Raw genomic sequence first — 16,377 nt, forward strand, 5'->3', positions numbered from 1 at the left:
GCGGCCGGAGGTTTCAGGTGTCAATCGGCATAGAAAACGGAACGAGCGCTCGTCACCCGCGTTGGGAGGACGTGCCCCAGGCCGAGTGGAGTGATCCGCGATGGCAGATGACCCACCGGCTGCGGCGCCCTTCGCAGCTGCGCGACGTCATCAAGCTCACCGAGGACGAGGAGGCGGCACTCGGCGGGGACGACCTGTTCCGGGTGGACATCACCCCGTACTTCCTCAGCCTGATCGACGGGGACGACCCGCACTGCCCGCTGCGTCTCCAGGTCATCCCCAGCTCACGGGAAATGGAGGCCTTCGACGGAAGGCTTCCCGATGCCAACTCGGAGATCGAGCACGAGCCGGTGCGCGGGATCATTCATAAATATCCCGACCGGCTGGTGATGCTCGTTACGAGTTCCTGCACGTCCTACTGCCGTTACTGCACCCGCAGCCGGTTCGTCGGCGACGGAAAGCAGAACTACAGCCACTCGGACTGGGCGGAGCAACTCCGGTATATCCGGGATTCGCCACAGGTACGCGATGTTCTGATCACCGGCGGCGACCCGCTGTCAATGGCACGCAACCGGCTGGCCGAAATCATCACCGAACTCCGGGCGATTCCGCATGTCGAGATCATACGCATCGGCACCCGGGCCCCGGTCTTCAACCCGTTCGTCGTCGACGACGACCTCTGTAAGTTGCTCGCGGACAATCACCCGATCTGGCTGAACATCCACGTCAACCACCCCTACGAACTCACCCCGGAACTCGCCCAGGCCTGCTCCCGTCTCTCCAGCGCCGGTGTCCCCCTCGGCGCGCAGACGGTCCTGCTCGCGGGGATCAACGACAGCGTCGAGGTCCAGCGCCGGCTGTGCACCGAGCTCGTCCGTATGCGGGTGCGTCCCTACTACCTGTACCAATGTGACTCGGTGCGGGGCGCGGGCCACTTCCGGACCAGCGTCACCAAGGGCATCGAGATCATCGAAGGGCTGCGCGGACACATCAGCGGCTTCGCGGTCCCGACCTACGTGGTCGACAGCCCCGGTGGCGGCGGGAAGATCCCGGTCGGTCCCAACTACCTGCTCAGCCTGTCGCCGGAGCGGGCGGTCCTGCGCAACTGGGCGGGCGAGGTCTCCGAGTACCACGGCCCGTCGGGGTACCGGTCGGGGACGACTCCGCCGCTGCGGGGGCCGAAATCGCACCGTGCGCCCACCGAGGTGCCCACGGTGTCCGACCGGCTGTCCGCCCCGCAGACGCCGGCCGAAGACGCGGAGGGCTTCGAGGTATGAGCTCGGTGCACTCCGGGCCCGCCGTCCAGGCCCCAGAAAGTGACGGTGTCCGGCACTCCGTCGACGAGGTGCTCGCGGCCGCCGTGGTCGTGCTCGGGCGGTACGAGGACCGGGATCAACTCGCCCTGGACATCACGGCCGCCCCCGCGGACGCGGCACCCGGGACCGCCGCGGTGCACCGGGTCGTCGTGGACTGTGCCCCCTCGGCCACCTTCGCGCAGGTGCGCACCGGGCTCGCCGGCCAACTCCCGGCCCCACGGCCCGCGGGGCGCTGGACCGTCCAGGTCGCCGACCCCGATGACCTCGGCCCGGACGCCGGTGCCCGGCCCGCGGGGCGGGGCGAACTCACCGTGCGGCAGGGCGCCGATCCCACGCTCGTCCTCGACCACCCGCACGCGTCCGGTCGCGGTCTCCACGAGGCGGTCACCCGCGTGCTCGCCGCCGGCACCGCCCACCCCGGACAGGAGCTGGCCGAACTCCCCGTGCTCTCCCCGGGCGAGACCGATATCCAGCGGCAGCGGCTCACGGGCGAACCGTCCCCGGTACCGGCGGAGACCACGATCCATGAGCTCATCCGGGACGCGGCCGGTCGGCACCCCGAGCGGGTCGCGGCGGCCTGCGACGCGGAGAGCCTCACGTACGAGGAACTCGTGGAGCGCTCCGATCGGGTGGCCGGGGCCGTGCTGGCCCACGGGATCGCGCGGGGTGAGGTCGTGGCCGTCGTCGCCGAGCGGTCGTGCGCGGTGCTCACCGCGGCCCTCGGCGTGCTCACCGCGGGCGGCGCATTCTTCCTGCTCGACCCCACACTGCCGGCGGCCCGCCGGGAACAACTCCTGGCGGCCGCCGGGGTGCGGCTGGTCGTCACCACCCGGGCCGGGCGTGCCGCGCTCACGGCGGACCGCCCCGCCCTGGTCCTCGAAGACCTCGGATCGGCCGACGCCGTCGGGGACCGCCCGAAGCTGCACGGTGACGATCTCGCGTACCTCATGTTCACCTCCGGCTCCCGGGGCAAGCCGAAGGGTGTCCTGGTCCGCCACCGGTCGTTCGTCAACCGTCAGCGGTGGCTCATCGACCGCCTCGGCCTCGGCCCGGAGGATGTGTCGCTCGGGCGGACGGCGCTGTCGTTCGACCCCGCCGTCTGCGAGATGTTCCGTCTGCTGCCGGTCGGAGGGCGGGTCTGGTTCCTGCCCACCGGCCACGAGCGCGACCCGGCCCGGGTGCTCGACGCCATCGAGCGCCGGCGCGTCACCGTCGTCGACCTGGTGCCCTCTCCCCTGCGCAGCCTGCTGGAACACGTCTCCACGCTCGGCCTCTTCTCCGCGGTCTCGTCGCTGCGGTGGGTGCTGGCCGGTGCCGAGACCCTGCACCCCTGGCTGGTCGAGCTGTTCGAGGAGGTCGCCGGCCGCCGCGGCGGTGCTCATCTGCTCAACGGCTGGGGAGCGACCGAGGTCTGTGTCGATGTCACCTCGTTCGACTGCTCGGTCGGACCGGTCCGCGAGCCGGTGCCCGTCGGCCGTCCGATCCCGGGGACCGGGGTCGCCGTGCTCGACCGTCACGGACGGTTCACGCCGCTCGGGGTGCCGGGTGAACTCTTCGTCCGCGGCCGCTGTCTCGCCGCGGGCTACCTCAACGACACCGAGCTGACCGACGAGCGCTTTGTGCAACGTCCGGTCGCGGGGCCGGAGTTGCTCTACCGCAGTGGCGACCGGGTCCGGTGGCGCGCCGATGGGAATCTGGAGTTCCTGGGGCGGCTCGACGACGAACTGTCGGTCCGCGGGCAGCGGATCGCGCCCGCCGAGATCGAGGCCGTGCTGCGCCGCCACCCCGCCGTGGACGACGCCCTCGTCCGCACCGTGGGCGAGGGCGCGTCGGAGGCGGGCAGCGAGCGGCTGATCGCCTGGGTGACGCACGACGCGTCATCGGCTCCGCCCGATCCGGGCGAACTCCGCACCCACCTGGCCGAGTTCCTGCCGTCCACCATGGTCCCCGAGGCCGTCCACGTGCTGGACGCCTTCCCGCGGACCGTGCACGACAAGGTCGACGTCAAGGCCCTCCCGACCACCTCCCCGGCGCGTGCGGACGACTCGGCGACGGGCCCGCTCCCCTCCCCGTCCGCGTCGGTCGAGGACACCCTCGCCGCCCTGTGGCGGGAGGTCCTGAACGGTGCGGCGAGCGGCCCGGACGACGATCTGATCGCCCGGGGTGCCACCTCGCTGGACGCCGCTCGGGTGGCAACGCGCGCGGCAGCGAGCCTGTGCGGGCGCCTGGACGTGATCACCATCTTCGCGCACCCCACGATCCGCGCCCAGGCAGCGGTGATCCGGGACTGCGACCACGCCTCGTGCCGGGTCGCCCGCCTCGCGCCCACGCCTCCGGCCGAGACGGCCCCGGCCTCCCACAGCCAGCTCCGCCACTGGATCACGAGCCGCTTCGACGCCACGTCCTCGGCGTACAACATCGCGGTCGGCATCGAGCTGGCCGAGGTCCCCGACCCCGCCGTCCTGCGCACGGCGCTGGACGAACTGACCGTGCGTCACGAGATTCTCCGCACCACGTTCGCGCTGGAGGACGGCGAACTCCTCCAGCGCATCCGGCCCCCGCAACCCGGCTGGGTGCCCGTGGAGGTCGGTGCGGCGGCCGACCCGTCGCGCCATCTGCGGGCGGTGAGCGAGCGGCCGTTCGACACCGAGGCCGGGCCCCTGCTGCGGCTCGGCCTGATCACCCCGGCCGATACGGAGCGGACACCCGACCGGGGCACCGTGCTGTACCTGGTGATCCACCATCTGATCAGCGACACCTGGTCGTTGACGCTGCTGCTCACCGAGCTGGCGGCCCGGTGCCGGGCCCTCGCCACCGGGGACGGCCCGGCCGAACTGCCGCCCGCCCGCCTCCAGTACCGCGACTACGCCGCCTGGGAACAGGCGCGGCTGGCCGGTCCGGCGGGGCAGCGGATGCGCGGCTTCTGGACCGACCGGCTGGCCGGACCGCTGCCGGCCCTCGGCCTCCCGCTGGACGCCCCGCGCGGCTCCGCGAAGGTCCCCGGCGCCGACGTGCAGCGCTTCGCGCTCGATCCCGAGGTCACCGACGCCCTGCGGTCGTGGGCCGGGGGCAACCGGGCCACCATGTTCATGGCGCTGCTCACCGCCACTTCCGCATGGCTGCACCGGCTCACCGGCCAGCGCGATCTGGTGGTCGGTACCCCGGTGGCCGGGCGCCCGCACCTCGACCTCGAAGACGTCCTCGGCTCCTTCGTCAACAGCGTGGCCCTACGGGTCGCCGTGGACCCGGAGGCATCGCCCGAGGAGCTGCTCGCCCAGGTCCGGTCGACCGCCCTGGAGGCGTTCGCCCACGAGGAATACCCTCTCGACCTCCTCGTACGGGACCTCGGCCTGGTGCGCGACCCCGAACGCTCGGCCCTGTTCGACGTGATGCTGGTCCTCCAGAACGCGCCCGGGGCCCGGACGGAGTCCGTCTGGGGGGAGCCCAGCGCCCGCCGGGTCGATGTCGACCGCGGCGTCGGCAAGCTCGACATGATCGTCACCTTTGTCGAGGACGAGGACGGGCTGCGCGGCGAGATCGAGTACGACTCCCACCTCTTCACGAGCACGACGATCGAGCGCTGGCTCGCCGGGCTGTCGCGCACGATCGCGGCGCTTCCGCACTCCGGCGGCGCGACCGCGGCCGCCGTGGCCCGCTCGGCACTTGACGCCCCGGCGGAGCCGGTTCTGCTCCACACGGCGGTGGAGCGCCGTGCCCGGCTCACTCCCGAGCGGACCGCGGTGGTGTGCGAGGACCGGGTCCTCACCTACGGGGAACTCAACAGCCGGGCGAACCGGCTCGCCCGCCGGCTTCGCGACGAATTCGGCGTGACCCCTGGGAAGATGGTCGGCTACGCGGTCGAGCGCTCCGAGCGGGTGCCGGTCATCCAGCTCGCGGTCCTCAAGGCGGGCGGCGCCTTCCTCGGGATCGATCCGGCCCACCCCGAGGCACGCAGCCGCGCCGTACTAGAAGACGCCCGGCCGGTCCTGCTGGTCGTCGACGGTCACGAGCAGGGCTGCCGTCCGGAGGGCGTGGAGTGGCTCCCCGTGCTCGCCCTCGATGACGCACCCGAGCTGTCCGACGACGGTGAGGGGGCGGCCGATCTCACCCCGGCCGCCGGCCCGGACGACCCCGCGTACGTCATCTACACCTCCGGCAGCACCGGCACGCCCAAGGGTGTCATGGTGGAGCACCGGAACGCCCTCGCGCTGCTGTGGGCCGGCGGCTGGCCGTTCGACTTCCGGGACGACGACGTCTGGACGTCGACGCACTCGTTCGCCTTCGACTTCTCCGTCTGGGAACTCCATCTGCCGCTCTCCCGCGGCGCCCGGGTCGTGATCATTCCCGAGGCGACGCGCCGGGACCCGCGCAAGCTGCTCCCGGTCCTCGTACGGGAGCGGGTGACCGTGCTGTCCCAGGTCCCCAGCACCTTCGAGCGCGCGGTGGACGCACTCGACCGCCGCCCGGAACTGGCGCCGACCTCCCTGCGCTACGTGATATTCGGCGGCGAGCCCATCAATCCCGGGGCCGTCCGGCGCTTCGCGGGACACCTGCCCGGGGTGGACCTGGTCAACGGTTACGGCATCACCGAGACCACCGTCTTCACGACCTTCAAACGACTCGACCTCTCCGAGGCGCCCGAAGCGGCCGATGCGCCGCCGTCCGACATGCAGAACATCGGCCGTCCGATCGGCACGATGAGTGTGGAACTGCGGGACACGGACGGGCAGTTGGTGCCCGAGGGCAGCGTCGGGGAGATCGTCATCAGCGGGCCCGCGGTGGCCCGTGGCTACCTCGGCCGGCCAGAGGAGACCGCCCGGGTCTTCGGGGTGCACGCGGACGACCCCGGGGCCGGGGGCCACGACGGCCGCCCCTCCCGGAGGTGGTACCGCTCCGGAGACCTCGCCCGCCGCCTCCCCTCCGGTGACCTGGTGTTCGTCGGACGGCGGGACCGCCAGGTCAAGATCCGCGGCTATCGGGTGGAACTCGAAGAGGTCCGCTCCGCGATCCTGAGCACGGGGCTGCTGGCCGGCGACGCCGTGACCGACGTCCGGACCGGCCCCCACGACACCCCGACGATGGTGGCCTACCTGGACGACCGCGACCGGGAGCGGATCCCCGCCCTGCGCCAACGGCTCCAGGAGCTGCTGCCCGCGCCCATGATCCCCGCGTCCTTCGTCACCGTTGACGACTGGCCGACCACGGCCAACGGGAAGGCGGACCTGGACGCGCTCCGTGCCCGGTACTCCGGCGACCGGCAGTCCCCTGCCGAGGACGAATCGGAGGCGACGACGGACCAGGGTGCCACGGGCGGCGCGCCCGACACACTGGCCTCGCTGGGGGAGCTGTGGGGCGAGCTGCTCGGCCACTGCGACCTCGGTCCCGACGACAACTTCTTCACCGTCGGGGGCCATTCCCTGCTGGCCGTGGCGCTGGTGACCAGGGTGGAGGAGAACCTGGGCGTCGTCCTCGGCCTGGAGGACGTGCTGACGCATGCCACGCTCGCGGGCCAGGCGGAGCTGATCGACGCCCGCCGCACCCCGGCGGAGGAGCAGCCCGCCACCGGACCGGACCCGCTCCCCGCGGCCCCGGTCTCCGGCGACCACCCGTTGTCGCCCGCGCAGTCGGAGTTCTGGCTGCTCGACCAGTTCCGGGCCCCGGGGACACCGGCGGCGACACCCGAGATCCTGGACCTGGGCACCCCGTGGGACCCCGCGGCCGACCGGGCGGCGTTCGCCCGGCTCGTCGAGTCCTTCGAGATCCTGCGCACCGATTTCCCCCTGGCGGACACACACCCCCGGCAGCGGATCCGTCCGCACGGCCATGAGGACGCGCTCCGGCTGACCGACCTGTCCCGCTCGCCCACGGCCGAGGACCTGCGGAATCTCCTCGACGAGGAGGCGGCCCGGCCGCTGGACCTCACCGAGGGCCCGCTGTTCCGGCTCCATCTGGTCCGGCGCCCGGACGCGTCGACGCTCGCCGTCGTCACCGCCCATCACATCGTGTGGGACGGCATGTCCTGCGACGTGCTCACCCGGTGGTGGCAGCAGGACCGGCAGGCGCAGCGGGCGGGCGACGTCACCCCCCGGCGTCCGGCACGTCAGTTCCGCGATATCGCCGCCCAGCAACTCGACTACCTCCGGAGCCCGGAGGGGCGCGCGGAACTCGCGTGGTGGACCGGGCGGTTGACCGGAGCCCACCGCACCCGCCCCGATCTCACACCACTGGGCATCGGACACCCGTCCGGGCCCCGGGACTTCCTCGGGTGTCGCCACCGGGTGACGGTGGACGCCGGACGCACTCACGCCCTCCAGGCGCTCTGCTCCGACGCGCGGACCACGCTGTTCGCGGGGCTGCACGCCGTCGTCAAGGCGTTTCTGTTCGCCCTGACCCGGCAGACCGACCTCGTGGTGATGTCACCGGTGTCACTGCGGGACGGGCGGGTCCTGGAGGAGCAGCTCGGCCCGCTGATCAATACGGTCGCCCTCCGCGACCATGTCGAGCCCCGCGAGCCGTTCCGCGCCCTGCTGGACTCCGTACGCCACTCGGTTGTCGACGCGCTGGCCCACCGGCGGATCCCGCCGGGAGACATCGGCCGGGCGCTGGGGCTGGACGCCGACGCGCCGCTGGCCGACATCGGTCTGACACTCCAGCCCCGGACGGGGACCACCGAGGCCGCCTGGACGGAAGAGGTCTTCGGCGCGCACACCCCGCTGTGGTTCGACATCACCGAGCAGGCGGACACCCTGCACGTCGAGATCGTGGCGCCACGTGCCCGTATCGACGACGACACCCTCGCCGAACTCGGGCGGGCCTTCCTCCGGATCGTGGGGCTGCTCCTCGATCACCCCGATGCCCCGCTGGACCAGGCCGTGGATGCCCGGCCGGCGGAGTCCCCGGCCCCCCTGACCATCGAGCTGCGCTACTGAGCGCTGATTCCGGGACCGGTGCGAAGCGGTCCCCGCTGAAAGGAGCAGAGGTGGACACTCAGGAAATACTGTCGGTCCAGCACCACCATGAGCCGGCCGACCATGAGGTCTGGCGGCACCTCTACCGCCAGCAGTTGGATCTCGTGCCACTGGCCGCGCCGGCCATCTACCTGGAGGGGCTCGACCTGCTCGGCCTGCCCGCCGATCATGTGCCCGATCTCGACCGGGTGAACGAGCGCTCCCGCGCGATCACCGGCTGGACGTTCGTCGCGGTGGACGGCCTGGTGAAGGGGGCCGACTTCTTCACCATGCTCTTGAACCGGCGATTCCCCGTCACCAACCAGATGCGCAAGCCGGAGGAGATCCGCTTCGCCGAACTGCCCGACCTGTTCCACGACTTGTTCGGCCACGGCCCCTTCCTGGCCCACTCGCGCACGGCGGATCTGTACCAGGAGTTCGGCCGTATCGGGGTCCGCTGTGCGGAGCGCCCCGATGAACTCGCGCTGCTCCAGAGCATCATGTGGACCACTCTGGAGGCCGGTCTGATACGGACACCCGACGGGCTCCGGGCGCTGGGCGGCGCCATCCTGTCCTCGGCCGACGAGATCCAGCAGTGCCTCGACCCGGACGCCGCGACCGAGACCTTCGACCCGGAGGTGGTGCGGCGCGCGACGTTCGACATCCTCCAGCTCCAGAACCGCTACTTCGTCATCGAGGACCTCGCGGAGATCGAGTCGGCGCTGGCCGACCTGGACGCCCGGGTCGACGAGGGAGACCGCTGATGACGAAGCCGCAGACCACTACGGGGTACTTCCTCCGCGGGGATGTCGAGGTCGAGCCGCTGGTCGACCGCTGGTATGCGTGGGTGCACCTGGTCTCCCCGGCGACGGCCGCGTTCGTCACCATGGAGCGTCATCTGCGGATGATGGAGTCCTACGTCCGCTCCCCCGCGATGCACGCTGCCGCGGCGGCGAACCCGGCGACCCGCAGCGGCCCGTTCCTCGACCTCGGCGGTGCCAAGGTCGCCGAGGTCCAGGCGCTGCTGGACGCGACCCGTACCAAGGCGAAGCGCCAGCAGGACTTCGTGGCGGCGTTCGGCGAGCTGGACACGCTCCTGGAGAGCATGACCGGTGGCGCGCTGGAACCGCTGTACCCCTCCGTCCCGGCCGCGCTCCAGGGCCTGGTGGAGCTGGAGTACGACCGCCACAACCGGGCCCGGTGCCGGCTCTACGAACGACTGCTCTACGCCGATGCGCTGGCCGACCCGTCGGGGCAGTGTCTGCGCCTGGTGCGCACGGACCGCGACGGCGACCGCCCCTTCGCCTTCTCCACGCCCCGCCTGCCCGTGGTGGAGGACCCGGACGACACCGACGGCGCGGCCTGGGAGGGCGCCGTGGAACTCGACCTGCCCTTCGCCACCCCGGCGCTGGACACCCTGTTCCGCGCCCGCACCGAACCCGTCGATCCGGACGAGCTCGCCGACGAGCTGGGCCTGGACGCCGGTGCCCGTGCGCGCTTCCGCGAGCTGTTCACCACCACTCCCCCGCGGACGCCGGACGAGCGCGCGGACTCGCGGCCCGGGCCGGGCCGGGTCCGGGTGACCTACTTCGGGCATGCCTGTGTGCTGGTGGAGGACGACGAGGTCAGCATCCTCGTCGACCCCGTGCTCCCCTACGACCACGAATCCGACGTGCCGCGCCGCTCCTTCGCGGATCTGCCCGACCGGATCGACTACGTACTGATCACCCACGCCCACCACGACCATGTGCTGCCCGAGACACTGCTTCAGATCCGGCACAAGGTGGGCACGGTCATCGTGCCCGGCAACGACGGCGGCGGGCTGATGGACCCCTCGCTGCGCCTCGTCGTCGAGCACCTGGGCTTCCCCGATGTCCGTGAGGTGCGGGAGCTCGACGTCACCCACCTCCCCAACGGGGCGATCACCGCCATCCCGTTCGTCGGCGAGCACCACGACCTGGCGATCCGGTCGAAGTCCACCTACCACGTCCGCCTCGGCGGCCTGACCGCGCTGTTCGGGGCCGACACCGCCAACGTCAACCCGGCGCTCTACGACCGCGTGCACGACCTGGTCGGCGACGTCGACCTGATGTTCCTGGGCATGGAGTGCGAGGGCGCGCCGGCGAGCTGGGTCTATGCCCCGTACTTCGCCCATCCGCTCGACCGGGACCACGACCAGAGCCGGCGGGGGCGCGCGTCCACGTGCGACGAGGCCCTCGATGTCGTCGAGCGCTTCCGCAGCTCGGCGGTCTATGTGTACGCGATGGGCGAGGAGCCCTGGCTCTACCCCCTACTGGGCATCCCGTACACCGATGAGTCCCTCGCGATCCGGGAGGCCAAGCGGCTGGTCGAGACCTGCCATGAGCAGGGCCGCCACTCCGAGCGGCTCTACGGTGCGAAGCGTTGGAGCGTGTCGTGAGCATCTCCCGAATCGAGGCCCTTCAGGGCCCGGCCCACCAGCAGCAGCGCGCCGCCTGGCTGACGGCCATGCCGTCCCCCGAGGACGCCTTGCACTGGGCCGACTCCGTCGTCACCGCAAATACGGCCGCCCCGGGGACGCGACACCGTGTCACTCTCGGGCCGGAGAGCCGTCGCCGGGTCACCGCGGTGAGCGGTGGTCAGACGCTGGGCGATTTCGTCGTCCTGCTGTCCGCCCTCGTGGCCGTCGTGCAGCGCACCTCGGCACACGACGTGGTCTGGCTGTCCACTCCCCTGCTCCACGGCGTCGACAGCCCCTACGGGTACGACGACCGGGTGCCGCTGGTCTTCCGCCCGGAGCGGCGGGGCAGCTTCAAGTCGCTGCTGGAGCATGTGCGCCACCAGGTCGCCACCTCGTACGCGGTCCAGGGCTTTCCGGTCCGCGACCTGTGGGCGCAGGCGGACGGACCGACGGACACCGGTGTGGTGGTCGCCGAGACCTCTCTGCACGAGGATGTGGCGGTCGACGACAGCACCGAACTGGTCATCAGGATCAATACGGCGGAGGGCAGTTTCGACGTCGAGGACCGGCACGGCCGGTTCCCGGAGTGGTTCGCCGACCATGTCGTCGGGCTGGTCGAAAAGGTGCTGGAGTATCTCGACGACACCGGTGTCGCGGTGGCCGACCTGGACCTGCTCGACGACGACGAGATCCTCCACCAACTCGACACGCTCACCGCCACCGGCGTGCCCGCCCACACGCCGGACGACTCGCTGGCGACCCGGTTCCGCGCGGTGGCCGCCGCCGATCCGGACGCGACCGCCCTCCTCACGGGCGGCCGGGCGGTGAGCTACGGCGAACTGCACTCCCGCGCCGCGCAGTTCGCCCATCACCTCCGCGACGATCTGAGCCTGGCCGAAGGGGAAGCGGTCGCCGTCCTGGTCTCGCGCGCCGAGGACACCCTCGTGGCGCTGTGGGGCTGCATGCTCGCCGGGACCGCGTATGTCCCGATCGACCCGCACGCCCCGACCGACCGCATCGCGCAGATCGCCGACGCCGCGAAGGCCAAGGTCCTGGCGCTGCACTCCAGTCTGCTGCACCGCCTCACGGACCTGCCCACGCTCACCGTGTGCGGTCTGGACCTCCAGTTCCCCGCGGGCACGGCGGCGGTGTCACCGGCCGAGCCGACCTGGCCGGCCCCGCGGGGTGGCGACGCCGCCGCGGTCATCACGACCTCCGGCTCGGGCGGGACCCCGCGCACGATCGTCCTCGACCACGCCGGCGTGGTGAACGTCGCGCTCGACCACGTCACCGAGCTCGGTCTCGGCCCGAGCGACCGCTACCTCGCGTTCATGGCGCTCTCGTTCGACGGCGCGCTGCTCGACATCGTGATGACCCATCTCGCCGGTGCGGCGCTGGTCCTCCCGGACGAGCAGGAGCTCGCCGATCCGCGCCGTCTGGAAGACCTGATGGCCGGGCACGCCGTCACGGCGACCACCATGACGCCCTCCTATCTGAGTGCGCTCGATCCGCTGCGGCTGACGGACCTCCGGGTGCTCATCTCGGCGGCGGAGCCGGCCAATACGGCGGATCTGCTGGCGTACGCGGCCCGCGGCGTCTCGGTCTACAACGGCTACGGCCCGACCGAGGCATGTGTGAACACGACGCTGCACCAGGTGGATCCGCAGCGCGACTACCACGGTGTACCGCTCGGCCGGCCGCGCGCGAACATGCAGGTCTACATCCTGGACCAGGACCGGAATCTGCTCCCCCGACATGTCATCGGCGAGATCGCGATCTCCGGGCGCGGTGTGGCGTCCGGGTACATCGGGGACCCCGAGCAGAGCGCCCGCCGGTTCGTCCCGCACCCGTTCCGCCCGGACGGCGGTGTGTTGCACCTGTCCGGCGACCTCGGCGGCTGGGACGAGAACGGGGAGTTGGTCTTCGCCGGCCGCCGGGACCAGCAGGTGAAGATCCGTGGCTTCCGGGTCGAACCCACCGAGATCGAGAACGCGCTGCGCACGCACGACCGCGTGGAGGATGCCGTGGTCGCCGCGGATACCGACCGCGGGGTGCTCGTCGCCTTCGTCCGCGAGCCGGGCGGCCACGGCCCCGAGCACGGCGCAGTACCGGTCGACGCGCTCTCCGACCACCTCGCCCGGACGCTCCCCGCCTACATGGTCCCGAGCGCCGTGCACCTCGTCGACAACTTCCCCACCACCGAACACGGCAAGGTGGACCGTCGCGCCCTCCTGGACCTGCACGAGCGGCGGCTGGCCGAGCGCCCGGTCAGCACACCGGCGAACCCGCTCGAAACGCGCCTGCTGGAGGGGTGGGCGAAAGTCCTCGGCCTGCCCGCGATCGACGCCGAGGACGACTTCTTCCAGCTCGGCGGCGACTCCATCCGGCTGATCCAGGCCGTACAGGCCGCGGAGCAGGTGGGCATCACGCTGCGCACCAGCGACATCATCGAGCAGCGGACGGTTCGCGCGCTCGCGGGGATGGTGGCCGAACGCGGCGATGCCACCGAGTCCGTGACACCGGCCGTGAGCGCGTCCGTGAGCCTCACCGACGACGAAACGCGGCAGCTTCCGGCGCGGTGCGAGGACGCCTACCCGCTGACGCACCTCCAGGAACGCATGGTCGAGTGGTCCGCCGAACCGGACCTGCGGGCGCTGCACGCCTACCACTGCGTCGCGGGATGGCGGCTGCGCGACGGCGAGCTGGACCTCGATGTGCTGCGGCAGGCCCTGCGCGGCCTGGTCGAACGGCACCGGTCGCTGCGCACCGCCATCGTCCGCGCGGCCGGCTCGGGACGGCTGCTCCAGTGCGTGCTGCCGCCGGACGCCACCCTCGTCGACACCGTCGAAGCCCACCCGGAGGACACGGCCGACACGGTGCTGAACGCCGTCGTCGAGGCCGATCTCGCCGAGGCCTTCGACACCGACGGCGCCGCGCCGTGGACCCGCTTCCACCTCGTCGTACGCTCCGCGACCGAAGTCGATGTCGTCATGTCCGCGCACCACGCGCTGACGGACGGATGGAGCGGCGTCCAGCTGCGCAACGAACTGCTCGACGACTACGGAACCCTCCGTGCCGGCGGCCGCCCCGACACCGCGGCGCCCACGGTGGACTCCTACCGGGAGTTCGTCGCGCTGGAGCGGACACTCGCCGACGACCCGCAGGCACAAGGCTTCTGGGCGGACGCCCTGGCCACGCTCCCGGACGGTCTGACCACCCCGCGCCGCCGGGAGTTCCGGCGGGTGGGCTACACCGAGGTCGTCGTGCCCCCGGAGCGGGTCGAGGCGCTCCTCGCCGGCACCCGGAACAAGGGCCTCTCCCCCAAAGCCCGCTGTCTCTCCGCCTTCCTCGCCGCGCTCCACCGTCATGGCGGCGCTCCGGAGCTGACGGTCGGCATCGTCGCCAACGGCCGGTCGGAGCGGCTCACCGACCCGCTCGGCACCACGGGCCTGTTCTGGAACATCCTGCCGGTCAACTCCCGCTGGGACGCCGATACGCAACCCCCTTCGGCAACGGCGGTCCAAGCCCGGCTCGAAGCTCTGGAACCCTACGCGGGCTACCCGCTGGCCGGTCATGTCGCGGACGACGAGGCCATCGCGGGGTGGTTCAACTTCGTGCACTTCCATCACGCCCGCCAGGCCGTCGACCGGCTGACCCTGGTCGAGGAGTGCATCGCCCTCGGCCAGCTGCACCATCCGGTGGTGCTCGCGGTGTCGCTGGAACCGGCGACTCCCGGCGGCGCCCCCCAGCTCGTCGCCACCCTTGAGCACGACCTCGACCGGCTCGACGAGGCCTCCGCCGAACGGCTGATGGCCCTCTGGTCCGAGGCACTGTCCTCGCCGGCCACCGACACCCCGGGCTACGACGCCGTACCCGGCATACCGGAGGAATCCCGTGACACTGTTCAGTCCTGAGCACTCCGCGACCCCCGACGAGACCCCCTGGTACGACGTCGTGGTCTGCGGCGGCGGACTCGCGGGCGCCACCTTCGCCCGCCAGCTGCGCCGTGAACAGCCCGATGCCTCGGTCCTGGTGATCGACGGGCAGACCTACCCGGTGCCACTGGCCGCCCACAAAGTCGGCGAGTCGACGGTGGACATCGCGGGGTTCTACTTCTCCTCCGTCCTCGGACTCGCCGAGTACATGGCCGACAAGCACCTCCCCAAGCTGGGCCTGCGCTACTTCTTCGGCCAGGCGGGCCGGCCGTTCGCGGAGGCCCCGGAAATCGGGCTGTCGGGCTTCCCCGGGCGGAGCACCTACCAGATCGACCGCGGTGTCCTCGAAAACGACCTGTACGAGATGAACTGCGAGGCCGGTGTCGAGATCGCCACCGGCAGTATGGTCCGCGAGGTCGACCTGGGCCCCGGTGAGGACTCACATCTGGTGCAGTACGTCGACGGGGAGGGGGTGCCCCGGAGCGCGCGCTGCCGGTGGGTGGTCGACGCCATGGGACGCGCCCGGTACATCCAGCGCAAGCTCGGGCTTCAGCGCCCCACCGAGGGCCAGTTCAACGCCGTGTGGTTCCGCGTCGCGGGCCGGCTCGATGTCGAGGACTTCGTCTCCGACGACAACACCGACTGGCACGAGCGGGTGCCGGGCCGCAACCGCCGGCTCTCCACGGTCCATCTGATGGGCCCCGGCTACTGGGTCTGGCTGATCCCGCTCGGTTCCGGCAACACCAGCGTCGGCATCGTGACCTCCGGCGAGATCCATGACATCGACGGTATGAGCACCCTCCCCACGGCCGTCGAGTGGCTGGAGAAGAACGAGCCGGCGGTGGCGTCCGCGCTGCCCCACCACGAGGTTCTCGACTTCCTCGCCGTCCGCGACTACAGCTACACCTCCTCCCAGGTCTTCTCCGCTGACCGCTGGGGCTGCCTGGGCGAGGCCGCGGCCTTCGCCGACCCGTTCTACTCCCCCGGCTCCAACATGATCGCCTTCGAGAACTCGGGGCTGATCGGGCTGATCGGCGAGGACGCCCGGGGCGCGCTGCGTCCGGAGCGGGTCGATGAGCTGAGCCGTTTCATGCTCAGTCAGAACGACTGGCTCGCGTACAACATCCACAGCTCGTACTCGTACTTCGGCGAGCCCCTCATCATGGCGCTGTCGTTCATCTGGGACACCCTGCTCTCCTGGACCACGGCGACCCCGCAGATCTACAACGGCATCTTCCTCGACGAGGAGAAGGCCGCCGCGGTCCGCACCGCGACCCCGGGCCTCTACGCCCTGACCGTGCAGGTCAAGCGCCTGTTCAAGCAGTGGGAACAGAAGGCGGGGCGGGGCCGGGACTTCCGCTTCATCGACTACGACAAGATCCCGTTCCTGCACGAGGCGTACGAACGCAACCTCGTGGAGGGCAAGTCGGTGGCCGACCTCGTGGCGGACCACCGCCACAGCATGGCCGTGCTCGAAGAGGTGGCCCAGGCCATCTTCCTCATCGCCGTGGAGGACACCATGCCCGAGCGGCGGGCGCAGTTCGGCGAGCACCCCTGGCTCAACGCCTGGGCGATCGGCCTGGACCCCGAGCACTGGCGGTCCGCCGGACTGTTCCAGCCCACGACGCCACCTCGCTCCCTCGACGAGACGTACGCGACCCTGACGGCACTCTTCGACGCCCCGTCACCCGAGCCCGACACGACACCGGCCGCGCTGCCGATCGAACTGCGGCTGTAGG

The 16,377-nt window shown here is 71.5% G+C and carries 6 protein-coding genes; all 6 read left to right on the top strand.

Going from position 1 to position 16,377, the window contains the following annotated elements; translation table 11 throughout:
* Positions 1-71 precede the first annotated feature (71 nt).
* Genes QT196_RS02955 through QT196_RS02980 form a run of 6 tightly spaced genes read left to right on the top strand, consistent with a single transcriptional unit; the run spans position 72 to position 16,376 of the window.
* A complete protein-coding gene (locus tag QT196_RS02955; RefSeq protein WP_168477277.1) occupies positions 72-1,277 on the top strand; it encodes a KamA family radical SAM protein in 1,206 nt (401 codons plus the stop codon).
* Positions 1,274-8,245 carry a non-ribosomal peptide synthetase gene (locus QT196_RS02960; RefSeq protein ID WP_290354279.1) on the top strand — a complete coding sequence of 2,324 codons (6,972 nt, stop codon included), beginning with the start codon at positions 1,274-1,276 and terminating at the stop codon, positions 8,243-8,245. The genes QT196_RS02955 and QT196_RS02960 overlap by 4 nt, the downstream gene beginning before the upstream one ends.
* A 50-nt stretch (positions 8,246-8,295) precedes the next feature.
* On the top strand, positions 8,296-9,027 hold the full coding sequence (locus tag QT196_RS02965) for a hypothetical protein (RefSeq protein ID WP_290354280.1): 732 nt from the start codon (positions 8,296-8,298) through the stop codon (positions 9,025-9,027).
* Entirely contained in the window at positions 9,027-10,682 is a 1,656-nt protein-coding gene (locus QT196_RS02970; RefSeq protein WP_290354281.1) for an MBL fold metallo-hydrolase, read from the top strand. Before QT196_RS02965 ends, QT196_RS02970 begins: the two co-directional genes overlap by 1 nt.
* Positions 10,679-14,617, top strand: coding sequence for a non-ribosomal peptide synthetase (locus QT196_RS02975; RefSeq protein WP_290354282.1), 3,939 nt, complete (start codon positions 10,679-10,681; stop codon positions 14,615-14,617). Before QT196_RS02970 ends, QT196_RS02975 begins: the two co-directional genes overlap by 4 nt.
* A complete protein-coding gene (locus tag QT196_RS02980; protein WP_266735156.1) occupies positions 14,598-16,376 on the top strand; it encodes an FAD-dependent monooxygenase in 1,779 nt (592 codons plus the stop codon). Before QT196_RS02975 ends, QT196_RS02980 begins: the two co-directional genes overlap by 20 nt.
* Position 16,377 lies beyond the last annotated feature (1 nt).

This window comes from Streptomyces sp. P9-2B-2 (genome assembly GCF_030406865.1).
In the GTDB taxonomy this organism is placed as follows: Bacteria; Actinomycetota; Actinomycetes; order Streptomycetales; family Streptomycetaceae; genus Streptomyces; species Streptomyces platensis.

What these genes read in the sequence shown, in the direction of transcription:
- QT196_RS02960 (WP_290354279.1), top strand. Translation starts at nt 1,274, where the DNA reads ATGAGCTCGGTGCACTCCGGGCCCGCCGTCCAGGCCCCAGAAAGTGAC.
- QT196_RS02970 (WP_290354281.1), top strand. Translation starts at nt 9,027, where the DNA reads ATGACGAAGCCGCAGACCACTACGGGGTACTTCCTCCGCGGGGATGTC.